The organism is Nocardiopsis deserti (assembly GCF_008638355.1).
GTDB classification, from domain to species: domain Bacteria; phylum Actinomycetota; class Actinomycetes; order Streptosporangiales; family Streptosporangiaceae; genus Nocardiopsis; species Nocardiopsis alborubida.
Map to the genome: position 1 here is coordinate 383,515 of NZ_VWVS01000004.1, position 24,185 is coordinate 407,699.

The 24,185-nt window shown below is 72.4% G+C and carries 20 protein-coding genes; 4 read left to right on the plus strand and 16 right to left on the minus strand.

All coding sequences use genetic code 11. The features are described from left to right. Nucleotides 1-25: 25 nt before the first annotated feature. The 6 genes from FYW99_RS14390 to FYW99_RS14415 form a co-directional block, all read right to left on the minus strand. Complete coding sequence (locus FYW99_RS14390) at nt 26-682, minus strand: TVP38/TMEM64 family protein (protein WP_150252543.1); 657 nt, start codon at nt 680-682, stop codon at nt 26-28. Between the two features lie 163 nt (nt 683-845). Next, the gene (locus FYW99_RS14395; protein WP_223839022.1) at nt 846-2,306 is read right to left on the minus strand and encodes a sensor histidine kinase; all 1,461 of its coding nucleotides are present in this window, start codon (nt 2,304-2,306) and stop codon (nt 846-848) included. A gap of 78 nt (nt 2,307-2,384) precedes the next feature. Continuing rightward, a complete protein-coding gene (locus tag FYW99_RS14400; protein ID WP_150252545.1) occupies nt 2,385-3,152 on the minus strand; it encodes a TIGR03943 family putative permease subunit in 768 nt (255 codons plus the stop codon). Then, nucleotides 3,149-4,273: a permease gene (locus FYW99_RS14405; RefSeq protein ID WP_150252546.1), complete on the minus strand. Its 1,125-nt coding sequence runs from the start codon at nt 4,271-4,273 to the stop codon at nt 3,149-3,151. The genes FYW99_RS14400 and FYW99_RS14405 overlap by 4 nt, the downstream gene beginning before the upstream one ends. 104 nt (nt 4,274-4,377) lie before the next feature. Beyond that, on the minus strand, nt 4,378-5,100 hold the full coding sequence (locus tag FYW99_RS14410; RefSeq protein ID WP_150252547.1) for a DUF6518 family protein: 723 nt from the start codon (nt 5,098-5,100) through the stop codon (nt 4,378-4,380). Between the two features lie 7 nt (nt 5,101-5,107). Further along, nucleotides 5,108-6,739 (minus strand): alanine/glycine:cation symporter family protein, encoded by a 1,632-nt coding sequence (locus FYW99_RS14415; protein ID WP_150252548.1) that lies wholly within the window; start codon nt 6,737-6,739, stop codon nt 5,108-5,110. 433 nt (nt 6,740-7,172) lie between these two features. Here FYW99_RS14415 and FYW99_RS14420 point away from each other — a divergent pair, with 433 nt between their 5' ends. Both FYW99_RS14420 and FYW99_RS32830 read left to right on the plus strand, forming a co-directional pair. Beyond that, nucleotides 7,173-8,402 (plus strand): 2-isopropylmalate synthase, encoded by a 1,230-nt coding sequence (locus tag FYW99_RS14420; protein ID WP_223839024.1) that lies wholly within the window; start codon nt 7,173-7,175, stop codon nt 8,400-8,402. Beyond that, complete coding sequence (locus FYW99_RS32830) at nt 8,399-9,157, plus strand: hypothetical protein (RefSeq protein WP_150252549.1); 759 nt, start codon at nt 8,399-8,401, stop codon at nt 9,155-9,157. The genes FYW99_RS14420 and FYW99_RS32830 overlap by 4 nt, the downstream gene beginning before the upstream one ends. Nucleotides 9,158-9,323: 166 nt before the next feature. Here FYW99_RS32830 and FYW99_RS14430 read toward each other — a convergent pair whose 3' ends face one another. The 6 genes from FYW99_RS14430 to FYW99_RS14455 all read right to left on the minus strand — a co-directional run bounded on the left by FYW99_RS14430 (nt 9,324) and on the right by FYW99_RS14455 (nt 16,502). Next, complete coding sequence (locus FYW99_RS14430) at nt 9,324-10,946, minus strand: DEAD/DEAH box helicase (protein WP_150252550.1); 1,623 nt, start codon at nt 10,944-10,946, stop codon at nt 9,324-9,326. Nucleotides 10,947-11,420: 474 nt separating this feature from the next. Then, the gene (locus tag FYW99_RS14435) at nt 11,421-12,260 is read right to left on the minus strand and encodes an enoyl-CoA hydratase/isomerase family protein (RefSeq protein WP_150252551.1); all 840 of its coding nucleotides are present in this window, start codon (nt 12,258-12,260) and stop codon (nt 11,421-11,423) included. Between the two features lie 83 nt (nt 12,261-12,343). Next, nucleotides 12,344-12,550 (minus strand): helix-turn-helix domain-containing protein, encoded by a 207-nt coding sequence (locus tag FYW99_RS14440; RefSeq protein WP_150252552.1) that lies wholly within the window; start codon nt 12,548-12,550, stop codon nt 12,344-12,346. A gap of 209 nt (nt 12,551-12,759) precedes the next feature. Further along, a complete protein-coding gene (locus FYW99_RS14445; protein WP_017564368.1) occupies nt 12,760-14,358 on the minus strand; it encodes an ABC-F family ATP-binding cassette domain-containing protein in 1,599 nt (532 codons plus the stop codon). A 286-nt stretch (nt 14,359-14,644) separates the two neighbouring features. Then, on the minus strand, nt 14,645-15,967 hold the full coding sequence (locus FYW99_RS14450; RefSeq protein ID WP_150252553.1) for an AI-2E family transporter: 1,323 nt from the start codon (nt 15,965-15,967) through the stop codon (nt 14,645-14,647). A gap of 127 nt (nt 15,968-16,094) precedes the next feature. Continuing rightward, nucleotides 16,095-16,502 carry a YccF domain-containing protein gene (locus FYW99_RS14455; RefSeq protein ID WP_150252554.1) on the minus strand — a complete coding sequence of 136 codons (408 nt, stop codon included), beginning with the start codon at nt 16,500-16,502 and terminating at the stop codon, nt 16,095-16,097. 801 nt (nt 16,503-17,303) lie between these two features. Here FYW99_RS14455 and FYW99_RS14460 point away from each other — a divergent pair. After that, the gene (locus tag FYW99_RS14460) at nt 17,304-17,603 is read left to right on the plus strand and encodes a WhiB family transcriptional regulator (RefSeq protein WP_017588640.1); all 300 of its coding nucleotides are present in this window, start codon (nt 17,304-17,306) and stop codon (nt 17,601-17,603) included. 176 nt (nt 17,604-17,779) lie between these two features. On the opposite strand, the gene FYW99_RS14465 is transcribed toward FYW99_RS14460, so the two are convergent. Both FYW99_RS14465 and FYW99_RS14470 read right to left on the minus strand, forming a co-directional pair. Then, nucleotides 17,780-19,099: a phosphoribosyltransferase family protein gene (locus tag FYW99_RS14465; protein ID WP_150252555.1), complete on the minus strand. Its 1,320-nt coding sequence runs from the start codon at nt 19,097-19,099 to the stop codon at nt 17,780-17,782. Between the two features lie 131 nt (nt 19,100-19,230). After that, nucleotides 19,231-19,791 (minus strand): GNAT family N-acetyltransferase, encoded by a 561-nt coding sequence (locus FYW99_RS14470; RefSeq protein WP_150252556.1) that lies wholly within the window; start codon nt 19,789-19,791, stop codon nt 19,231-19,233. Nucleotides 19,792-20,265: 474 nt separating this feature from the next. Here FYW99_RS14470 and FYW99_RS14475 point away from each other — a divergent pair, with 474 nt between their 5' ends. Beyond that, nucleotides 20,266-21,462, plus strand: coding sequence for an MFS transporter (locus tag FYW99_RS14475; protein ID WP_150252557.1), 1,197 nt, complete (start codon nt 20,266-20,268; stop codon nt 21,460-21,462). 150 nt (nt 21,463-21,612) lie between these two features. Here the strand turns inward: FYW99_RS14475 and FYW99_RS14480 are convergent, their stop codons facing one another. Together FYW99_RS14480 and FYW99_RS14485 are read right to left on the minus strand one after the other, a co-directional pair. Then, entirely contained in the window at nt 21,613-22,527 is a 915-nt protein-coding gene (locus FYW99_RS14480; RefSeq protein ID WP_150252558.1) for a hypothetical protein, read from the minus strand. A gap of 29 nt (nt 22,528-22,556) precedes the next feature. Next, the gene (locus FYW99_RS14485; protein WP_150252559.1) at nt 22,557-24,047 is read right to left on the minus strand and encodes a hypothetical protein; all 1,491 of its coding nucleotides are present in this window, start codon (nt 24,045-24,047) and stop codon (nt 22,557-22,559) included. Between the last annotated feature and the right edge of the window lie 138 nt (nt 24,048-24,185).

Below are 24,185 nucleotides of genomic sequence, written 5' to 3' on the forward strand. Positions count from 1 at the left end.
GGGACCCGGGTGGCCGGGGCGGGCCTCAGGCCCGCGCCCGCCCGCGGCGCGAGCGCACCCACCAGAGCGCGCCGATCACCACGGCGAGCACCGCCCCGGCCACGGCCACCGGCAGCCCCAGGTCCGTGCCCCCGACGCCGACCAGCACCAGCGCCGCCGTGCTGGGCACCCCGCCCAGGAGCGTGCCCAGCGCGAAGGGCCACATCCGTATCCGGGTCAGACCGAAGCCGTAGTTGACCACCTGGTAGGGGATGACCGGGATCAGCCGCAGCTGGAGCACCGCCAGGAGGGCGCGCCCGCCCGCCAGGGCCTCCAGCCGGGTTCGGGCCCCCTCGGGCAGCCGCCGGTCCACCGCGTCGCCCGCCACGTGGCGGGCGACCGAGAACTGGGCCAGGGCGGCGCACACCCCGCCCGCCACGGCCAGGACCAGGCCCAGGGACATTCCGAAGAGCAGGCCGGCGGCGGCGTTGAGGGCGGGCCGGGGCAGGAAGGCGAACACCCCCAGCAGGTACACGCTCAGGTAGGCCAGTGGAGCCGCCGCTCCGGCGTCCTCCACCCAGGCCTGGAGGGTCTCCAGGTCGGGGCCCCACAGCAGCGCCGACACCAGCAGCGCCGCCCAGAGCAGCAGCAGGACGAGCCGCGACACGTCCGCGGCGCGCACACCGCGCGTGTCCTCACCCATGGCCACAGAGTACGCCCGGCGCCGGACCCCCGCAGAACCGGCTGGTCCACGCCTTTCGGGGCGGACGCACAGCTTTCCGCGCTGTTCGGGACGAGCGGGATGTCCGCGGCGCTCCGGGGGCTCGGGACGGACGCCGCACTCGTGGCGGACGGGGCGGTCCGCACTATTCGGGGCGGTCGGAATGCCCGAGGCGCTCAGGGTCCTCGGGGTCCTCGGGGTCCTCGGATGCCTCGGGGAGGCGGAGGATGAACGCCGCCCCGCCGAGCAGTTCGCTGTGCCCTGCCAGCAGGCTGCCGCCGTGGGCCCGCGCGATCTCGCGGGAGATGGCCAGCCCCAGGCCGCTGCCGCCGGGATCGCGCTCCCGCGACTCGCTCAACCGCGCGAAGCGCTCGAAGATCCGCTCCCGCTCCCCCGGCGGGATCCCCGTCCCGTCGTCGTGCACCTCCACCACGGCGAAGCCGTCCTCCCGCCGGACGATGACGTCGACGCGGGACCTGGCGTGCCGGTCGGCGTTGGCGACCAGGTTCGTCAGGAGCCGCACGAGGCGCAGGCGGTTGGCGTCGACGTGGACCGGGCCGGAGGAGTGCAGCCGCAGCTCGGGAGCGCGGCGATCGGACAGGAACTCCTCCGCGATCAGCGCTGGCAGGTCCAACCGCTCCTGGACGGGCGCGGTCCCGGTGTCCAGACGGGCGAGTTCGAGCAGATCGGCGACGATGTTCTCCAGCCGCTCGGTGTCCGAGAGCAGGCCGGAGAGCAGCCGCTCACGCATGCGGGGGTCGGGATCGGGGTCGGAGAGCTCCATCTCCAGCTTGATCCGCATCCCGGCGATGGGGTTGCGCAGTTCGTGGGAGGCGTCGGAGACGAACCGCCGCTGCCGGGTGACCGCCTCCTCCATCCGCTCCAGGCTGTGGTTGGCGGTACGGGCCAGGTAGGCGATCTCGTCGTCGCTCCTGGGCACCGGGAGCCTGCGGTGCAGGTCGCTGACGGAGAGGGTGTCGAGCTGGGCCCTGATCTGCTCCACGGGGCGCAGCGCGCGGCCGACCCCGTACCAGACGGTGAGACCGGTGATGGTGAGCAGCACGCAGGACATCACCACCAGCGCGTCCTCCAGCACGTGGGTGGCCACGACCTGGGGCGTGCCCACCGCCGCCAGGACCACGACGTCGCCGTAGGCCGTGTCGTCGACGGCGTAGCCCGACACCAGCAGACAGGTCCGGGGGTCGATGCCCGCGACCGGACCGCAGACCGTGGTGTCCACCCGTGGATCGGAGGTGGTGGGACGCTCGGCGGTCAGTTGCGGCTGCCCCTCCAGGGCGTCGCTGGAGGCGAGCACCTCGCCGGAGTCGCGCGCGACGACCTGGATCCGCAGGACGGACTCCCCGCCGGGGATCAGCTCCGGATAGCGCTGGACCGCGATGTAGTCGGCGACGTCGCGGGCCTCCTCAGCCGCCAGGTCGCGGACCTGCTCGACGATCGCCTCGCGGACGAGGAAGATGGTCAGGGCCAGGCCCAGTCCGGTGACCGCGGCCAGCGCCGCGACCGCGCCGAACGTGACCCGGGCCCGAATCGACCGGGGACGTATCCGATCCCACACCCTCCCGGGCCCGTCATCCCAACCTGGCACCGACCCATTGTCACCCAGGGGGACGGACATCCGTCGAAGCGACGGCGGTGTGGCGGCGGTCGGCGAGCGGACCGGCGGTTACTGCTCGTAGGGGGACGGCGGGTCGCTGACCTCCTCCATCTCCAGGACCTCGAACTCGTGCTGGCTGACGTCGACGATGTCGCCCTCGGGCTCGACCCAGGTGCCGCGCACCGTCCACCAGGTGTCGGTCTCCGGCGCGGGCTCGTTGGAGATGTGCACCTTGTTGACGATGGCGTCGGCGGCGCAGCAGGACATCTGGAGGCGGGCCAGGAACCAGCCGTCCCCCTCGGGATCGGGCACCGCGAAACCGGTCAGCTCGATCTCTCGCCCCGCCAGCTGGCGTTCCTCGTCCACCCAGGCGCGCATCACGAACTGGCGGATGTCCATCGCGACGACCTCGCCGGGCCCGGCCTCGGCCAACCCGTCGTCGAAGCGGCCGGGGCGCGCCTGCTCGGGCGGCGGGGCTGAGGAGGCAGCGGTGGACTCCACGGTGTAGGCGCCCAGCGCGGGCGGGGCGACGACGAAGACCGCGAGCACCGGCAGCAGGAGCAGCCAGGCCACTCGGGGAGCGCGGGAGTGGTCGTGGCCGTGGTCGTCGGCGGAGTGGTCGGAGTGGTCCTCGGAGGCGGTCGCGGCCGCCCTCTCCCCGCGCAGCTCGGCCACGATGATGAGCACGCCGAGCACGGCCATGACCACACCCGCGGCGATGAGGAAGGGTCCGAAACCCGCCTTGACCCAGTTGAGGTAGAGGTCGGTGGCCACTGTGCTGGTCAGCGCGGCGGCGCCGAGCAGGACGAGGGTGAGCCCCTGGGCGATACGGTTCACAGGACGAGGCCTCCGATCAGGAAGGTGCTGAGCAGCCCGACCAGCAGGCACAGCGGCGCGAAGCGCGCCACGAAGCGCCAGCCGAACACGCCCGCCTGCATCGCGATGAGCTTGAGGTCGACCATCGGGCCGATCACCATGAACGCGAGCTTGGCGGTGGGCGAGAACTCGGTGAGGCTGACCGCGACGAACGCGTCGGCCTCGGAGCAGATGGACAGCAGGATGGCGAGCAGGGCGAGCACGAGCACCGAGACGACCGGGAGTCCGGCCACCGTCACCAGCCACTCGCGCGGGACCAGGACGTTGAGGGAGGCCGCGGCCAGGCCGCCGACCACGAGGTAGCCGCCCGCGTGCATCATGTCGTGCAACATGGACTCGCGGAAGACGACCCACCGGGACTCGCCGGGGGCGTGCGTGCGCGTGGGCAGGCGCAGCCAGTCGGCGCGCCCGAAGCGCACCCAGATCCACCCGACGACCACGGCGGCCAGCAGCGAGGCGACGAACCGGGCGAGCACCATCTCGGGCTGCCCGGCGAAGGCCACCGCGGTGGCGATCATGACGATCGGGTTGATGGCGGGCGCGGCCAGCAGGAAGGTCAGCGCGGCGGCGGGCGCGACCCCGCCCTTGATCAGGCTTCCGGCGATGGGGACCGAGGCGCACTCGCATCCGGGCAGCAGGGCGCCGGAGGCCCCGGCCACCGGCACCGCCCGTGCGGGGTTGGAGGGGATGAGGCGCTGGTAGACCGAGGTCGGGACGAACGCGGTGAGCGCCGCCGACAGCGCGACGCCGAAGACCAGGAAGGGCAGCGCCTGGAAGCTGATCGCGGTGAAGATGGTGGCCCAGGCCAGGAAGGCGTCGCTGGTCAACTGGTCGGTGACCCAGGCGTGCCCCATCGCCATCGCGGTGATGAAGAGGGCGAACAGCCAGACCGTCCCGGTTCTGCGCTGACCGCTCCTGCGCCCCCAGTCCTCGGGGGGCAGCTCGTCGCCGCGGTCGCTCCACCCCCCGGCGAGGGTGTCGCCGAGCGAGGCGGAGGCGTTGGGCGGGGCGGAGGCGTTGGGCGGGGCGGAGCCGGGCGCGGCGGGGTCAGGTGCGGCGGCGGGCGTCGTCCGGTCGGACACGGTGGTACTCCGCGGTGGTCGGGTGGGAACTCCACGCATCGTACCGAAAATCGTTTTCGCCCGTCAGCGTCCCACTCCGACCTGTGGACAACCACCCCCCGGTTTCAACCGAGATAGCCCATCCCGGCCAGAAAAATAGTCTTCTGCGCTCCCCACACACCCACGTACCACACCAGTCCCGCAGGCACCATCGCGGCGAGCGCCCGCGGCCGGTCCCCGGGCCTGCGGGCCATCACCAGGACGAGCGCGAGGCCCACCAGCACGTAGAACGCGGACTGGACGAACATGGGCACCGGTGAGTGGGGCAGGGTCACCTCCGGCGACACGATCCGAAAGTGCGCCCAGTCCAGCACCGGGAGCAGCGCGTCGGCGAGGAAGACACCGCCCAGCAGGCCGAGCCCCACCAGGCGGCGCGGTCGGCGCTCGTGGCGGATCCACGCCCCGGCGGTGGTGAGCAGCGGACCGGCCGCGCACGCGGCCAGCAGCCACAGCCAGGCCGGGAGCAGCCATCCCACGGGGTCGAGGAGGGCGCCCGGCCCGTCAGTGAGGGCGGTGGCCACACCGTAGTAGCACACCACGGCGCTGAGCAGGGCGACGGCTCCGCAGACCGGCACCTGCCACGGGGCCAGCCGCGTGCTCGCCCACAGGCCCAACAGGATCGCGACGGCGCACCAGCCCGCCGCCGCGTCGGTGAAGAGGCCGCCGAACACCCAGGGCAGCAGGGCCGCGCCGAGGAGGGAGAGCGCGCCCAGGGCGGGCCCGGCCGCGGCGGCCAGGAGGAAGACCAGAGGGGAGGTGGAACGGGGGGAGGTGGTCACCTTCGTCATACCCCGGTTATCGCTCCGTACCGGAGCCCCGGTTCCCTTCCTCAGGGCCGTCGTCGCCGTCGGAACGGTCCGCGTCACCGGCCTCGTCCACGGCCGTCGAGCCGTGCGACTCCGCGTCCCCCGGGCCGTTCTCCTCCCCGTCCCGTTCGTGCTCCGCCGCGACGGCGCCCGGGTCCGGGGGCGCCTCTCCCTCGTCGCGGAGGACGTCCTCGGGCTGGGGTCCGGAGGCCGGGCCCCAGCACTCCACGTTCCGCAGACCGGGCATCTTGGCGAGCGTGAACTGGGGGTCCAGACCGTTGCGCAGCTGGCGGCTGTAGTCGGCCAGCAGCCGGAAGGCGGTTCCCGACAGCGGCGCCAGGGCCAGCAGGTTGACGGTGGCCATGACGCCCATGGAGATGTCGGCGAGGCTCCACACCAGGGTCAGGGGCGCCACGGAGCCGAGGAAGACCGCCGCCAGGACCGCGTAGCGGAAGTAGGTCATGTGCTGGGGGCTGCTGTCCAGGAACTGGAGGTTGGTCTCCCCGTAGTAGTAGTTGCCCAGCACGGAGGTGAAGGCCAGCAGGAAGAGGATGACCGTGAGCGCGTGGACCGACCACGTGCCCAGGCTGGCCTCCAGCGCCCCCTGCGTGACCTGGATGCCCATGTCCTCGCCGTACTGGGGACCGTGGACCAGGACGATGAAGGCCGTCACCGAGCACACCAGCCAGGTGTCGAAGTACACGCCCAGGGTCTGCACGAGTCCCTGCTTGACCGGGTGGGAGACCGAGGCGGTGGCACCGGCGTTGGGAGCCGACCCCAGGCCCGCCTCGTTGGAGAACATGCCACGCCGCATGCCCTGGACGATGGCCGTGCCCACTCCCCCGGCGACGAACTCGCGCGCGCCGAACGCCGACGCGAAGATGTCGCCGACGACCCGGGGCAGCTCGCCTATGTTGAGGGCGACCACCCACAGGCCGAGCAGGATGTACAGGACGGCCATGAGCGGGACCAGCGCCTGGGCGGCGTGCGCGATGCGCCGGACCCCTCCGAAGATCACCAGCGCGGTCAGGCCCACCAGTACCAGCCCGATCACGGCCGACAGCAGCAGGCCGGGCGTCCCGCCGAGGGTGCCGACGGAGGTGGACACGGCGGCGGCGATGCTGTTGGCCTGCACCGTGTTGAACACCAGGCTGAAGGTCACGGTGATGATCACCGCGAACAGCACGCCCATCCACCGCCTGCCCAGCCCCTTCTCCATGTAGTAGGCCGGGCCGCCCCGGAAGCCGGTGCTGGTGCGCACCTTGTACAGCTGGGCGAGGGTGGACTCCACGAACGCCGCGGCGCCCAGCACCGCGGCCATCGTCCACATCCAGAACACCGCGCCCGGGCCGCCCAGGATGATCGCGGTGGACACGCCGACGATGTTGCCCGTCCCCACCCGCGAGGCGGCCGAGATGGAGAAGGCCTGGAAGGAGGAGATCTCCCGCCTGCCGTCGGGGGCCACGCCCGGGGCGCTGCCCAGGACGCGGAACATCTCCGGCAGCAGGCGCACCTGCACGATCCCAGAACGCGCCGTGAAGTAGACGGCGAGGACGATCAGGAGCGGGATGAGGAAGTAGCTCCAGAAGAAGTCGTTGACGGCGACGACTGCGTTGTTCACGCGCTCCCCTTCAGGCGGTCCGGTCTTCGGCAAGTGTCCACGTCACCGGGGATGGGAGGCCGTGCGGACACGCGAAGGAGCGGTAAAGGACCGTAACGGGTCAACAACCCGCCGCGGGCACATGATCGGGCGCCGGACCGGCGCCGGCGTCCGCGGCACGCTGGCAGGTCCGCTCCGGCTGGCCCGCCTGACCGACCGCACCACCCGACGGCGTACGCCGAGAGGTTCTCCGCCATCGGTGGGGAAGCGGCCCTGTTCCTCCGGACCCGTGGACGAGCTGCACGGATACGCGCGTCGTAGCGGAGTGAAGTTGTTCCGTTACCGCTTGCAAATGATCATATTAACGAAATCCGCGCTTTACACAGCTTTGTGATCGTTTCTGCTGACGGCGCGGTGGACATGGCCGGGCTGGAAACAAGAGGGAGTGACGTCCGTGGACGTAGTGCGGGAGTCTGCACAGGCGAATCGTGTGGTGCTGTGGGAGGAGTCGGCCCGGGACGGAGCCCAGGCCAAGACCTTGATCCCTCCCGCGGCCAGGGTGCGATTGGCCCGGGAGACCGGCCGGATCTTCGGTGCCGACGGCCCGAGGCAGGTCGTCTTCGCGGCCGGCTTCCCAGCCGTGTGCGATGAGGAGTTCGAGGCCGTGCGTCAGGTCGCGGCGGAGGCCGAGGGCGCGGTGAGCGTGGCGGCGGTGTGTCGGGGGGCTCTCCGGGACGTGGAGCAGGCGGTCGCCTCGGTGAAGGGCAGCCGCCACGCCCGGGTGATGGTGGTGGTGCCCGCCTCCGAGGCGATGGCCCAGGTGATGGTCCATCGCACCGCGGCGGAGGCGCTCACGGCCGGGGCGGACCTGGTCAGACACGCCCGCGGACTCGACGACGGGGTCGCGGTGGACGTGTGCCTGGCGGACGCCTCCCGTGCCGACCACGCCCTGATGGCGCACTCCGCGCAGGAGCTCACGGGCGCCGGGGCCGGACTGGTCGTTCTGGCCGACACGGTGGGAGCGCAACTGCCCCATGACTGCCGGGAGATGTTCTCCCGGGTACGGGCGGGCGCCGGCGACGAGGTGGTCCTCGCCTCGCACCTGCACAACGACCTCGGGCTCGGGCTGGCCAACACCCTGCAGGCGATGGCCAGCGGAGTGCGGGTGGTGTCCAGCTCGTGGCTGGGCATCGCCGAGCGGGCGGGCATGGTCGCCACCGAGCAACTGCTGCTCCTCCTCGCCCGCCACGGCACGGAGCTGTTCGGCGCGGACGCCGAGCTGTGGTGGAGGGAACCGGATCTGACCCTGCTGCCGGGGATCGCGCGGCTGGTGGCCGAGGAGACCGGGGTCCCGCTGAGCGTCACCACGCCCGTCGTCGGCACCGGGGTGGGCACGATCTCCACCGGCACCCCCTTCGTCCACCCGCAGCTCTTCCAGCCTTACGACCCCAAGCAGCTCCTCGGCATCGAACCGACCGTCGTCCTCACCCACCTGGCCAGCGCCCGCGTGGTGACCGCCGTGGCCTCCCGCCTGGGCAGGACCCTCGACCGCGAACAGACCTCCGCCGCGATGGCATGGGTGAAGTCCCGTGCCTTCCGCACCGGGCGGGCCGTGGTCGACGACCACGCGTTCGCCGACTACCTCGACGGCCTCGCCCACACCACCGCCGGGAGAGCCTCGTGAACCCCGACGACGGCACCCGGCCCCGCACACCGGTGACCCTTGCCGAGGCCCGGCAGGTCCTGGGCCGCGGCACGGCGGTCGTGCTGCCGAACCCCGCGCCCCTCACCCACGTGATCACCGCCGCCACCGCGCCCGCCGTCAACCGCGCCAAGGGCCGCGCCGTCAGTCAGTCCGTCGCCCTGTGGGCGCACCACCCCGACACCCTGCGCGCCCTCGACGACGTCTGGGCCCTCACCTCCGAGGACCGCGTGCTGGCGCGGCGCCTGCTGGTCGAGGAGCACCTCACCGTCCTGTTGCCGCTGCACCCGCAGGCCGAGCGGCCGGCCTGGCTGGAACCGGCCGCCAAGGACGGGTGGGTTCTGCTTTTCGGCACCCGCTGGCAACCGCTCCGCCCGCTCCTGGACGACCACCCGGTGCTCTACGTCAGCAGTGCCAACCGCACCGGCCGCCCGCCCGCCGCCACCACCGGTGAGGCCCTGGCCATGTTCCCCGCCGCCGTACCCGTCCTGGAGCGGCCGGGTCCCGGGTGGGCGGATCCCGCCGGGGAGACGGGCAGGCGGGCCACCACCACGGTCCGGATCACCGGCGAAGGACAGCTGCGTCTGCACCGGCACGGCGCACAGGACCGGCGCCACCCCGGTGCCGACGCCTACCTGCGCCATCTGCGTACCCGGTACACGGCCTCGGGTGGCAGGGCGGCCGTCGGTTCGGACACGGGGGACGCCGACGCGGCGACGGGGGCTCCGCGGACCTAGGCCGCCGTCGCGGCCTCCCGCGAGACCAGGGGCCTCGACCTGCGGGAGGTGGCAGTGTCCGAGAGAAGTGGGTGACCCCGGAAAAAGGGCCCGGGCCCGGCAGGTGCCACCTGCCGGGCCCGGGTCTGTCACCGGTACCGCTCCAAGCGCGGGAGCGGTTGCGGGATCAGTACTGCGGAGCGGAGTCGAAGCGCTCCTCGCGGCGCGGGCCGCGACGGTCGCCGCGGTAGCCGCCGCGGTTGTCGCCGCCACCCCGGTAGCCGCCACCGCCGCCGCGGCGCTCACCGCCGCGGTAGCCGCCCTCGCCACGCGGGGCGTAGTCACGGCGCTCACCACCGGGACGGTCGCCCCGGTAGCCCCCGCGGCTGTCGTCCCCGCGGCGCTCGCCACCGCGGTAGCCGCCCTCGCCACGCGGGGCGTAGTCACGGCGCTCACCACCGGGACGGTCGCCCCGGTAGCCGCCACCGCCGCCGCCACGGCGCTCACCGCCGCGGTAGCCGCCGCCACCCCGGTAGCCGCCGCCACCGCCACCGCGGGGACCGCCCCGACGGGGGCCGCCGCGGCCACGGCGCTCGCGCACGGGCTCCGGCGGCTCGATCCACGGCTCCCAGGAGGGCTCCTTGGCTCCGGTCACCTCGCTGAGCAGTTCGTCGCCGGGGTTGACCAGGTGCTGCTTGGCCTCGACACCGGCGTCGCTGAGCAGGCGGCGGGCCATGCGGCGCTGGTTGGGCGCCACCAGGGAGACCACCAGGCCGGAGGCACCCGCGCGGGCGGTGCGGCCGCCACGGTGCAGGTAGTCCTTGTGGCCGGTGGGCAGGTCGACGTTGACCACCATGTCGATGCCGTCGACGTGGATGCCGCGGGCGGCGACGTCGGTGGCGACCAGGGCCTGGATGCGGCCCTCACGGAACTTGGCCAGGGTGCGGGTGCGCACGCTCTGGGTCTTGCCGCCGTGCAGCGAGGCGCAGGGAACACCGGCCTGGGCCAACTGCTCGCTGATGGTGTCGGCGCGGTACTTGCTGCGCACGAACAGGATCGTGCGTCCCTCGCGCGCGGCGATCTGGGTGACGATCGTGTTCTTGTCGCGGGGCAGCACCTTGAGCAGGTGGTGCTCCATGGCGGTGACCTGCGAGACCGGCGGGTCCACGGAGTGGGTGCGCGGCTCGTTCATGTACTTGCGGACCAGCTTGTCGACGTCACCGTCGAGCGTGGCCGAGAACAGCAGGGTCTGGCCGTCGGGGCGGACCTGGTCCAGGAGCTCGCTGACCTGCGGCATGAATCCCATGTCGCACATCTGGTCGGCCTCGTCCAGTACCGAGACCTCCACGTCGCTCAGGTCGCAGGCGCCCTGGTCGATCAGGTCGGACAGGCGGCCCGGAGTGGCGACCAGGACCTCGACGCCGCGGCGCAGCTCGTTGATCTGGCGGGTGTAGGAGCTGCCGCCGACGACGTCGCCCACGCGCACGCCCACGATGCGGGCGTAGGTGCGCAGGGCGTCGCGGACCTGGTGGGCCAGCTCGCGGGTGGGCACCAGGATCAGGGCCCGGGGCCGGTTGGCGGCGGCGCGGCGCTCGGCGGCGCGCATCAGGACCGGCAGGCCGAAGGCCAGGGTCTTACCCGATCCGGTGCGGCCGCAGCCGAGGACGTCGCGGCCCTCGATGGCGTCGGGGATGGTGGCGGCCTGGATCGGGAACGGGGTGGTCACACCGTTCTTGGCCAGCTCATCGACGATGTCCTGGGGCAGGCCCAGGCTGTCGAAGGCAGGCGTTACGGCAGTGTCCGTCGTCAAGTGACGTGTACCTTCCTCATCGTTTGGCGGCGTTTCGAGGAAGGCTTCACACGGCCATGACCGACCCAGCGAAGAAATCACACAAACGCGCCTGATCACACGCGGAAGCGGGCCCCTGCATGTGTGTGGGGCTCCTGAGCTCGTGAGATCCTCACTGGTGTGGGGGGACGAGCGACTCTTCGGGTCAAGAGTGGCGCCGACCGGGTCGGCACGCTCTCCGCGTCTTGCGCGGCCTCGGCGCGCTCGGATGCGCGCGGCATGTCACGACCGCTCGTAGAAGACTACTAGAGATCGCCTCACGACGGGGACGGGGTGGGGGTTTTCGACCGGTGACAAGGGTCTCCCCCTCCCGTCCACATCTTCGCGGAACCGCTGGGTATCCGACCCGCCCCTTCGCCGTGATCTTGTACTTATAGCGAGCCTGGAGCGCCGAACCTCGCTAAGACGCAGGTCAGAACCCTTCCGGTCGGCCCGTTAGCGGGCGCCTTCGGCCGTGGCACGGGCCAGGGCGGCGAGCCGGGCGACCTGCGCCGCGCGCTCGGCCTCGGCCTGCTGCTGGAGGGTGTTGCCCGCGGCCTGCTGGAGCAGGGCCTTGGTGGCGGTGGCGGCGGCGCGGTCGGTGGCGAGCAGGGCGGCCACGACGTCGTCCACGGCACCGGAGAGCTCCGCGGCGGGGACCACGAGCTCGGCCAGGCCCAAGTCGCGCGCCTCCTGGGCGCCCACGCGGCGCGCGGTCAGGCAGATCTCGACGGCGCGGTTGACGCCGACGATGTCGACCAGGGGCTTGGTGCCGGTGAGGTCGGGGACCAGGCCCAGGGCGGGCTCCTTCATGCACAGCTGGGCGTCGTCGGCCAGGATGCGCAGGTCACAGGACAGGGCCAGCTGGAATCCCGCGCCGATGGCGTGGCCGCGCACGGCGGCGACGGTGACCAGGTCGGGGCGGCGCAGCCAGAGGAAGCCCTCCTGCAGGCCGGCGATGTAGTCCCGGACCTCGGCGTCGGAGGCGGTGCCGTCGGCCAGACCCGCGACCATGGAGCGCTCGCCGTCGACGCCCTCGGGGCTGAACATGCCGAGGTCGATCCCGGCGGAGAAGATGTCGCCGTCCCCGTCGATGACGACGATTCGGACGTCTTCGGGAAGGGTCTGGCCGATGTGGGCCAGCGTGGTCCAGGTGCGCCCGGTCATCGCGTTGCGGCGGTCGGGGCGGCTGATGGTGATGCGGGCGACCGGCCCCCGCACCGCCAGCCTGAGCCGGGCCCGGGAGAGCTCCTCCTCGGTGGGCGCCGGTCCGGGCCCGTTCGTCGCCTGTGCCATGGGTTCCTCCGTCGTGTTCGGTGTCACCCCGGATATTACCCATCAGTAACACAGGGCGGCGAGCGGGCCGGGGCCGAGGCGCCTCACGCCTTGCGCGTGGGCCCCCCGCGGCCGCGCAGCTCCACCCCGGCCTCGCTCAGGAGCCGATGGACGAAACCGTAGGACCGCCCGGTGGCCGCCGCCAGCATGCGGATGCTCTCCCCCGCGTCGTAGCGGCTCTTGAGCTGGGCGGCGAGCGCGGAGCGGTCCTCTCCCGCCAGCCGTGGGCGCTTGATCTGCGCGTCGTTCACTTGCTCGCTCCTCAGAGTCGTCGGATCGCCCGTCGTGGGACACCCTCATGATCCGGTATCGGGCCCGCGGCCCGCCACACCACGCGGGCGCCCCGCCGAGAACGCCGTTTTCGGCACGAGGCAAACACTGACCGAAAAGAGGGGAGGTGAACCTCCCGGGCCTGCCGGGCGTCCACCTCCCCCACGTTCCGCGCCTGTCGCGGACGGTGTCAGGCCAGCGCGATGAGGTCCTCGAACTCGGCGTTCCACACGTCCTCCACGCCGTCGGGCAGGAGGATGACCCGCTCGGGCTGGAGGGCCTCGACCGCGCCCTCGTCGTGGGTGACGAGCACGATCGCGCCCTTGTAGCCCCGCAGCGCCGCCAGGATCTCCTCGCGGCTGGCGGGGTCCAGGTTGTTGGTGGGCTCGTCCAGCAGCAGCACGTTGGCGCTGGAGACCACCAGCGTGGCCAGCGCCAGCCGGGTCTTCTCACCGCCGGAGAGCACGCCCGCGGGCTTGTCCACGTCGTCGCCGGTGAACAGGAACGAGCCCAGTGTGCGCCGTGCCTCGACCTCCGGCAGGTCCGGGGCCGCGCTCATCATGTTCTCCAGCACGGACCGGCCAACGTCCAGGGTCTCGTGCTCCTGGGCGTAGTAGCCGAGCTTGAGCCCGTGCCCGGGCACGACCCGGCCGGTGTCGGGTTTCTCGACGTCGCCGAGCAGGCGCAGCAGGGTGGTCTTGCCCGCGCCGTTGAGGCCCAGGATCACCACGCGGCTGCCCCGGTCGATGGCCAGGTCCACCCCGGCGAAGATCTCCAGGGACCCGTAGGACTTGGACAGGCCCTCGGCCATGAGCGGCGTGCGACCGCTGGGCGCCGGGTCGGGGAAGCGCAGCTTGGCCACCTTGTCGGACTTGCGCACGCCCTGCACGCCGTCCAGGAGGCGGTCGGCCCGGTTGAGCATCTGCTGCGCGGCGCGCGCCTTGGACGCCTTGGCCCGGAACCGGTCGGCCTGCTTGCGCAGGGTGTCGGCCTGCTTCTCGGCGTTGGCCAGCTCGCGCCTGCGGCGGCGCTCGTCGGCCTCGCGCTGCTCCAGGTACAGCTTCCAGCCCATGTTGTAGACGTCGATGGTGCTGCGGTTGGCGTCGAGGTAGAACACCTTGTTCACCACGTGCTCGACCAGGTCCACGTCGTGGCTGATCACGATGAGCCCGCCCTGGTGGGACTTGAGGAAGTCGCGCAGCCAGGCGATGGAGTCGGCGTCCAGGTGGTTGGTGGGCTCGTCCAGGAGCAGGGTGTCGGCCCCGCTGAACAGGATGCGCGCCAGCTCGATCCGGCGGCGCTGACCGCCCGAGAGCGTGTGCAGCGGCTGGCCGAGCACCTTGTCCGGCAGTCCCAGGCTGGAGGAGATGGCGGCGGCCTCGGACTCGGCGGAGTAGCCGCCCAGCACGTGCAGCCGCTCCTCCCAGCGCGAGTAGGCGCGCACGCCCTTGTTGCGGGTCTTGGTGTCGGTGCTGGCCATCTTCTTCTCGGCCTCGCGCATGCCGCGCAGGGCCTCGTCGATGCCGCGCGCCGACAGGATCCGGTCCCTGGCGATCACGTCCAGGTCGCCGGTGCGCGGGTCCTGGGGCAGGTAGCCGATGCTGCCGGAGGAGGTGACCGTACCGCCGGTGGGCAGGCCCTCGCCCGCCAGCACCTTGGTCATGGTGGTCTTGCCCGCACCGTTGCGGCCGACCAGTCCGATCCGGTCCCCGGCGGCGACGCGGAAGGTGGTCGGCTCCAACAGGAGTCGAGGACCGACGCGCAGTTCGAGGTCGGTGGCGATCAGCATGGTGGGGCTTCCTACGAGGTGGTGGGATGGTTCCGTGCGGCCGGTCTGTGTCACCGGTCCGCGCAGCCGGGCTGTGCGGCCGGGCACGCGTGTGCGCCGCGGGGAGACGTGCTCCCTCGCAGCGGCGGCGGGAGGGGTGGCTTCGGGCCTACCGACCCAGACTAACGGCACCGGCGGGGGCGGCACGAGGGATGTGACCGGAACGCGGGCGCCCCCGCCCGGTCAACGGGTCGGGGGCGCCGGGCATTCCCGGAGGCGGCGCGGACGGGGCGGCGCCGCCCCGCACCTACTTCTGCTCGGGGGGATCGACCGGGGTGGCTCCGCCCTCGCCGTCCTGGCCGGACTCCTGGTCGGCCCTGACCACGACGGTGTCCGCCTTGACCTCGGCCACGTCCTCGTCCCCCGGGTCGGAGTCGTCACCGCTGGAGGGCGGGCGGTTGCGCAGCAGCGCGGCCAGCACGGCGACCACCGGGGTGGACAGGAACATGCCGGGGATGCCGCCGACGACCGCGCCGACGGAGATGCCGATGAGCACGATGGGCGAGGGCAGGTCGAGCGAGGCGCCGTAGATGCGCGGCGCGAAGACGTTGCTCTCCAGCTGCTGTACCAGGAGCACGGCACCGACCACGAACAGCGCGACGATCCAGCCCTCGGTCACGAACGCCACCAGGGCGGCGAGCAGGCCGGTGATGAAGGCGCCGATGATCGGTAGGAAGGCGCCGATGAAGGTCAGCACGATCAGCGGGATGGCCAGGTTGATGTCCAGGACGATGACCAGGACGATGCCGATGCCGACGGCGTCGAAGAAGCCGACCGCGGCCACGCCGCGCACGTAGCGGCCCATGACCCCGTAGGCGACGTCGCCCGCGTGGCGCATGCCCGGGCGCGAGCCGGACGGCAGCAGGGTGACCAGCCAGTCCATGAGCTGGTCGCCCGAGTGCACGAAGTACACGGTCAGGGCGATGATGAGGACGATGCCGACCAGGACCGAGATCACCGCCGAGGTGGCGGTCCAGGCCCCGCTGAGCAGCTGGTCCTGGTTCTCGGTGATCATGCCCTGGATCTGCATCCAGGCGTCGTCGATCATGTCGGTGAACAGGGCCGGGTCGACGAAGGGCAAGCGGATGTTCTGGAGTTCGCCGACCGCGCTGGTGACGCTGTCCACCAGCGGGCCGAAGCCCTGGATGGCGGGTGTGACGATCAGCGAGATCACGCCGCTGAAGATGATGAGCCCGACCAGCAGGGCGATGGTGGTCGACAGTCCCCGGCCCAGTCCCCTGCGGCGCAGTCCGTTGGCGATCGGCATGAGCAGGGCGGTGATGAACACCGCCAGGATCACCGGCAGCGTGACGACCGACAGGTAGACGAGCGCGTAGACGAGCAGGCCCGCCACCACGCCGATGATCAGTACCCGCCAGGCCACGTCGCTGATGGAGCGCAGCAGGTTGTCCGGGCCGCCCTGCTGTTCGTGGGAGTCCTCGTCCGCGACCTGGGGTTCGGCGCCGCGCTCGTTCTCCGCCTCCAGCCTGGCGAGGCGCTCGGCGCGGGCTCTGCGGGCGGAGAGCCACTTGTTCAGGAGCGCCCACACTCCCGGCCGCTGGGCTTGCACATGGACTCCATTCTCTGGACGTTGCGCGGTGGAGGTCGGGGTACCGACGGCCGCATGGGGGTGGTCTCGCGGGAGACGAACGAGTGGGGCCCGTGTCTCCCACGGGCCCGGTGGGAGGTCAACGCTGTCAGAACTGCCAGGGTTCCCGCGGGCGGCCGCTCTCGACGATCTCGTTGCCGAAGGGCGCGAGGGCGACGGGGATCATCTTCAGCGAGGCCCAGGCCATGGGGATACCGATGATAGTGACGGCGAGGCCGATCGCGGTGGCGATGTGGCCGAGGGCCAGCCACCAGCCGGCGACGATCACCCAGATGACGTTGAGGAAGGTGCTGCCCCCGCCCGCGCCGGACCTGCGGACCAGGTCGCGCCCGAAGGGCCAGATCGCGTACCTGGCCATGCGGAACGAGGCGATACCGAAGGGGATCGTGACGATGAGGACGCAGCAGATGATGCCCGCGAAAACGTAGCCGACGGCCAGCCAGAACCCCGCGACGAAGATCCAGATGACGTTCAGGATGAACCGCAAGAGGCCCACGGTGTTCTCGTTCTCCCTTGTGTTGGTTGTCCCGGCACGGGGACGTGCGGCCGGGAAGCGGCCGCGTCCGTTGTTTCTACCGTCTGGGACGTCCGCGTACCACGACCCGTTCGGACGCCCCACCCTGGTACTTCCCCTAGGGGCAGCCTTCAGGCATGCGGGCGGGGGTTGGCGGAAGCGCGGCGGGACGGCGTGTCGCGAGGGGGCTCGGACCGGCGGGGAGCGGACGCGGGACGCGGTGGGGGCGCCCGGAAGCGGGCCCGGGAGGGGCCGCGGCCCTCCTCACCGGCGTCGACGGAGGGTGAGGACATACGGTCAGGCCCGAACTCGGAGCTCCGCACAGACCGCAATGTGACCCGCACATCAGGAGGACCCCCTAGGCAGGAGGGACATCGCACCATACGATGTGCTGTGTCCTTCGCAAGGCCCCAGATCTTGCGATGTGCAACAAACTCAGACAAAAGACCGCACACCGGTCAGTTGTCATCTGGTTTCGGTAACGGTTGTGCGAGTAATTTCCCTACCCCCCGTGCATGATCGGGATGAGGGATGGCATGATTACGTACCGGCTCGGACGGAGGCCGTCACCGCCTCCGCAGCCGTTCGCGTGAGAGCACTCCGCCCATCGGCGGATCGGTGCCGCAGTACCTGTGCTTCTCGTGGTCTCAGCCACACCGGGGAACATCACTCGCACCGCTCGGCGTTTGCGTCGTGCGGGGTGACTCGCGCCGCATGACCAATTTTGGTGACTGAAGCTTTTTCCGACAGCTTACTAGTGATTTCAGTAGAGGTGGTTCAAGCATGTCTCAGGTACGTCGGCAGGCCGCGCTGCGCCCCCGCCCGAGCTGGGGGTGGCAGGATGCCGCCGCGTGCCGGGGCGAGGACCTTGTGCTCTTCTTCGGTCCGGACGGCGAACGCCAGCCGGAACGGGAGATCCGTGAGCGCAAGGCCAAGGAGATCTGTGCGGCCTGCCCGGTTCGAACCGACTGCCTGGACTATGCGATCTCGCGTCCGGAGAAGTACGGCACCTGGGGCGGGCTGAACGAGGACGAGCGCGCCTCCGAGCGCCGTCGCCGTATGCGTCGCGCGAACGCCGCATAGTCCGGATTCCCGGCAAGCGGATCTCCCCCCGGTGGCCCCGGCCCCCGAACAACCCGCGGCGCCCCGACGAGCAACGTCGAGGGCGCCGCGGGTTTTCTCATGCCCGGACTCCTCCCGAGCCCGGTGAAGGCCTCCCCGTCGGCGGACGAACCGACCGCGCCCGGTCCGTCGGCGCCTCACCGCGGGCCCGTGTCCAGATGCCGGTCGAACCAGTCCAGGGCCTCCGCCGCCACGCGGCGCCACTCGCGGGAGTCCCGGAGCAGCCGCTCGGCTCCCGACACCACCCGCAGGTCCGTGGAACCGCCTATCTGGGCGCGCGTCCACTCGCCGAGCTCGCGCAGGAAGGAGTCGTCTCCCTCCAGCAGCACCAGGACCGACGCCCGCACATCCGGCAGGCTCGCCTCGGCCACGTCGATCCGTCCTCCGTGCACCACCACCGCGGCCACGTCCCGCGGGTGCCGAGCCGCGGCGACCAGGGCTGAGGCAGCGGCATCGCCCGAGGCCAGCAGGCCCAGGGGCTCGTCGGCGGTGTCCTCGGCCCCGCGCAGCCAGGCGACCGCGGCGCCCAACCGCCCGCCGAGCACGTCGGCGTCGGCGTCGGAAGCTGCGTCGGGGGCGCCGGGGGAGCGTTCCTGCTCGGTCAACAGGTCCATGAGCAGGGTCGCGTACCCGGCCTGTTGCAGGACGGAGGCGACCGACCGCCACCGCTCGTCCGCGCGCCCCTCCCCCGCGGCCATCACCACCGCGCCGCGCACCGCGGCGGGCACGGTGAGGTCGCCGTCGAGCTGGACCCGCCCCGCGGGCACCCGCACGCGCCGCGTTCCGCCCGACCGCGGCCGCGTGTGCGCGTTCTCGGCGAGGATGGCGGTGACGTGGTCGTCGGAGAGCTGGCCGAAGTCGCGGTACCACTCCCCCACCGCGCGGAAGTTGTCCGGCGCGCCGAGCACCACCAGGGCGTCGGCCTCGTCGCGCAGCAGGGCGACCGCCTCCGGCGAGGCGACGGGCACGGCCAGGACCACCCGCGCGGGCCCGGCCTGGCGGACCATGCGCAGCGCGGCGCGGGCGGTACCCCCGGTGGCGACGCCGTCGTCCACGACCACGCAGTCGCGCCCGGCGATGCGCGGGGACGGGCGGTCGCCCCGGTAGACCCGGCGCCTGCGGTCGAGTTCGTCGCGTTCGGCGGCGACGGTGTCGGACAGGGCCTGGCGGGGCACGTGCAGCCGGGCCAGGGCGCGGTCGTCGTAGATGACGTGCCCGTCCTCGGCGATGGCGCCGACCCCCGTCTCGGGGTGTCCCGGCAGGCCGATCTTGCGGACCATGAGCACGTCGAAGTCGGCGTCGAGCCGCAGGGCGAGTTCCGCGCCGACCGGCACGCCGCCGCGGGGCAGGGCCAGCACGAGCGGATCGTTGACCGCGAAGGGACGCACCCGCTCCGCGAGTCGGCGTCCCGCCTCCGACCGGTCGGCGAAGGGCAGTGAAACGGGTACTGGGTTCATGTCCTCACCGGCGCCGGGACCCGGGCCCCGGTACCGCTCCTCTCGGCTGTGTGGATGAGCCGCTGGAAAGTGGTACCGAGATACCCCCCGACACGGCGGTTCCAACCCCGAACCCGAGCAAAACCCGTCCCTCAGGTGCGGCGGAAGCCGTTCCTGAACACGGCCATCAGCAGGGCGTCGTGGCGGCGCCCCTCCCACAGCAGGGAGTCGCGCAGCCGCCCCTCCACGGCGAAGCCGCAGGAGCGGTAGACGGCGATCGCCCTCATGTTGAAGGTGTAGACGTACAACCAGACGCGGTGCAGGCCGATGTGCTCGAAGGCGTACTCCAGCACGAGCTGGGTGGCCTCCCTGCCCAGGCCCTGGCCGGTGAACCCGATCGCGGACAGGGCGATGCGGTACCCGGCGCTCTCGTTCTCGGGCGCGACGGCGTAGACCGACAGCTCGCCCAGGTAGCGCCCGTCCTTGGGTGCGGTGATGGCCAGGTCCAGGCGGTCGGTGCGCCCGGCCCGGCTCTCGCACCACTCCCTGGCCTGCGCGTAGGTGATGCGGCGGTGGGTGCCGGTGAGTCTGCGGACCTCCTCGTCGAGGCTGGCCGCGAAGTAGGCGTCGGTGTGCTCGGCCGCCAGGGGCGCCAGACGTACGCTCTTCCCGGTGAGTGTGGGCTTCTCTCGCAGCGCGCTCGTGTTGATCATGGGCTCTTCCGGTTCCGTCCGGGCCGTGCGGACACGGTTCCCGGCGTGGGGAGGCGGCGGACAGCGGGCTGGGACGCCCTGCGCGGGAGCGGGCCGCCGGGCGGGGGCTCGGACCGGGGCCCTGAAGGCGATGGCGGACGAGGGGTCCGAGCGGGACGGAGGCGGTGGCGGTGGTGTTCGGGAGCCGGTCGGGGGCGGAGGCGGGGGTCCGGTCGGGGCGGTCGGGGGCCTGCCCGGTGACGGAGCAGGACCTCTATTTGACTTCCTCTTCCGCCCGAAGGCAAGGAGGGCCCGGCCGGACCCGTCGTGCCGGTACCACCGTGGACCACGGCTCCGCCGCAGGACCCCTCCGCACGGGCGGTGGAACAGGGCCGCCCCGAGGACGAGCCCGTTCGGGTCCGCCGAGAAGGCCTGTCATCCGATGACCGGACCCGATAACATCTCCCCGCACCGAAAGCCGTCCTGGGAGCCGCCGTGAACGTCCAGACCAGAACCGAGTCCCCTCCGCCGGAGGCCCGCAGGGCCAGGGTCGCGGTCTCCACCCTCTTCTTCGTCAACGGCTTCACCTACACCAACGCCGTTCCGTGGCTCCCGGTGCTCAAGGCCCAGTTGGGGCTGAGCAACGCGGAACTGGGTCTGGCGATCGCGGCGATGCCGACCGGCGCGATCCTGACCGGAATGCTGGCGGGCCCGCTGATCCACTGGTTCGGCAGCGGCCGGACGGCGGTGGGCACCAGCCTCATCTCTGTGGGAGCGCTCCCATTCATCGCGCTGGCGCAGAACTGGTGGATGCTGGCGGCGGTGCTGTTCGTGCTGGGCAGCGCGGACGCCTGGACCGACTCGGCGCAGAACTCGCACGGGCTGCGCGTCCAGCGGCGCTACAGACGCAGCATCATCAACACCTTCCACGCGCTGTGGAGCCTGGCCGCGGTGGCCGGAGGCCTCCTGGGCGCGGCCATGGCGGGTGCCGGGGTGCCCATCCTGTGGCATCTGGGCGGCGTGGCCGCGCTGCTGCTGTGCGTGAACCTGGCGGTGAGCCGGATGCTGCTGCCCGGTCCGGAGAGCAGCGAGCGCGAGGACGGCACCGACGCGGGGAGCGGGCGTCGCCTGCGCGTGCCCGGACGGGCCGTGCTGCTCCTGCTGGGGCTCAGCGTGCTGCTGATGTTCGCCGGCGGCATCGAAGACTCCGCCGCCTCCTGGGGCGCGGTGTACATGACCTCGGAACTGGAGGCGTCGCTGTTCCTGGCCGCGATGCCGTTCGTGGCCTGCCAGGCGATGATGACGCTGGGCCGGCTGGTCGGCGACCGGATGACCGACCGGTTCGGCGCGGCCGCCGTGGGGCGCGCGTGCGGACTCCTGGCGGGCGGCGGGATCGCGTTCGCCCTGCTGGTACCGCACCCGGTGGCCACGGTCATCGGCTTCGGGGTGATGGGGCTGGGCGTGTCCACGCTCTTCCCGCTGACACTGGCGGCGGCGGGGAACGTGCCGGGCGTGCGCACCGGGGACGGGATCACCGTCGTCGGGTGGCTGGGCCGCGCGGGCTTCCTGGCCTTCCCCCCGCTCGTGGGCTTCATCGCCGACTCCTCCAGCCTGGGGAACGCGCTGTGGGTGATCGCGGGGGCGGGCGTGGGCGCCTTCCTGCTCGCCTTCGCCCTGCGTCCGCGCACGTGAGGGCCTGAGGACCGCGACGCCTTCCCCGCCGGGACAGGCCCGCCGGAGCGGCGCGGTTCCCTCCCCCGCGCACGTGAAGGGCCCCCGACCGTCGGGTCGGGGGCCCTCGTTGCCGCGCGGCCTCAGCGGCCGTGCGGCGGGGTGCTGCCGTTAGGCGATCGGAGCCGGACGGCGGGCCCCGGCCCACAGGGCCAGAGCGCCGATGCCCGTCACCACGGCGCCGCCGAGCACGAAGCCCTGCATGTCGACGCCGGTGGTGGCGAGGGTCTCGTCGCCGTCGTCGTCGTTGTCGCCGTTGCCCTCGCTCACCGGAGCGGCGGCCTCGGGGGCGGAACCACCGGGGGCGGTGGTACCGGGGGCCTGGATCTCGTCGCCGTCACCGGGGGCGGTGCCGCCGTCGCCGTCACCAGGAGGCGTGCCGCCGTCGTCGCCACCGCCGTTACCGGGGGGGTTGCCGCCGTCGTCACCGCCACCGTTACCGGGGTCACCGCCGCCGTCGTCACCGCCACCGTTACCGGGGTCACCGCCGCCGTCGTCGCCACCGCCGTCACCGGGGTCACCGCCGCCGTCGTCGCCACCGCCGTCACCGGGGTCGCCACCACCGTCACCGGGGTCACCACCGCCGTCGTCACCGCCACCGGGAGGGTTACCGTCGTCGCCACCGCCGTCACCGGGGTCACCGGGGCCGGGGTCACCGCCGTCGTCACCGCCGCCGTCACCGGGGTCACCGGGGCCGGGGCCGGGGTCACCGCCGTCGTCACCACCACCGTCACCCGGGTCACCGGGGCCGGGGTCACCGGGGCCCGGGTCGCCGGGACCGGGGTTGCCGCCTTCACCGCCGTCGCCGGGGCCGGGGAAGACGGGCACGTCGATGTCCAGAGGCTGGGCGTCGACAGCCGAAGCGACATCCTCGGCAGCGAGGTTGACGACCGTGGTCTCGGCGGCCTGGGGGGCAGCCTCGGGCACGGTCGCGTCCAGGGTGTCAGCGAACGCCGGACCCGCGGAGAAACCGGCCATGAACAGGCCAGCCGCGGTCACGGTGAAAACACGCTTCTTGGGGGTCATCCCACTCCTTTCTCTTCTCGTGTACTGATCTATTCAGAGGGGATGGCATAGAGGTGGTCCTCGTGGACCACGACGGCCCGCTCACCGAGCAGGCCGATGGGTGGGACGGACTCCGCAGCGGCCTCCTCGACCCTGCCCTCGGGGTCGACGGCCACCGGAGCGTCGTCGATCTGGCCGAAGACGAGGGAGCCGACCGCGATCTGGGGCTTGAGGCCGGGGACCACGGCGGTCCGGCCGTTCTCGGGGTCCATCACCGCGGGTCCGTAGGCGACCAGGCGGGGGCCGACGGCCTCCGAGCGGTGGCGCACGTCCTCCAGGTCGGCGGGGTCGATCTGGGCACTGCCGACGACGCTGCCGTCCTGGGTGTCGTGGAAGGCCAGGACAGCGCCCTCTCCGCGGAGAGGTTCCCAGCGGATGATGACGTACTCGCGCAGGGCGGTGAGCACGGCCTCCATCTCGCCCGCGTCGTCCGGCCGCTGGGCGGTGACCTGCACGGGGTTGTCGTCGGGGCTGACCCAGGTCCAGGGGCCGTTGACGACGGCGGCGAGGACGTTCTCCCCGTCGGCCAGCATGGGCGCGGAGCCCTCGGGAACCCGGACCGGCTCAAGCTCCGCGCCGACCGGGACGAAGGCCTCGTTCTCGGTACGCACGAGCACGGAGCTGCCCACGTACTGCACGGAGGCGTTCTCGGGGAGGTCCACGCCGGTGGGCTCGCCGCCCGCGACGGGCCAGAACCACAGGGTTCCGGCGGTCTCCATGACCACGGCGCCCTCACCGCCGTACTCCACGAAGCGGAGTTCTCCGAGGGCCTCGCCGGACTCCACCGGCAGGTCGACCGACCAGAGGCTCTCGCCGTCGGCGTCGAGCAGGTTGAGTCGCTGCTCGGGGTCGACGTAGGCGAGCAGGTCGCCCTGGCGGCTGACCCCCGGCTGACTGCCCGGGGCGATCCGCGCGCTGAAGTCGACGGTCGTGGAGAAGTGGGGCGGCGCGGGGTGGTTGAGGGTGGTCACGTCCGCGGCGGCATCGTCCCCGGGGCCCCCGCCGAGGCCGGGCAGGAAGCGCCAGGCTGCGGCACCCGCACCGGCGAGCAGCACCAGGGCGAGCACGGCGGAGCCCACGATGACGAGGGTCCTGCCGCCCTTCCTCTTCGTCTTGGCCTTGACCCCGGGCTGGGCACCGGTCTCGGGACCGCTGGCGGGAGGGCCGACCGGAGCGGGAGGAGGAGGCGGCGTCGGCTCGCGGCCGGGCATGACCTGGTCGGCCGCCTGCACCACACCCGTGGGCGTGGCGACCAGGCGCCAGTAGCCGTTGGCGTCGCGGGCGTCGATGAGGACCGGCTGACCGATTCTGGCGGCGTAGCCGGTGGCTACGTCCAGCGCGGCGCGCCGCGTCTCCTTGGGCTCCTGACCCGTGACGACCTGGCGGTGCCCCTCGACGAGGATCTCGGCGCTGCGTTCGTCGGGCGCGATGACGATGACGGCGGTGGGCCGGGACTGCCCCGGGTGGGACTCCCGGCTCATGGTGCCTCCGAAGGCATGGGGAACGTGGACCTGTTCGTGTACGGGGGTACGGGGACCTAGGTCAGCGATGACGGCGGGTCGCGGCCTGGGACTACCTGGAGGTGGTGCCGACGCACGCGTAGTCAGTGCTGCACGAGA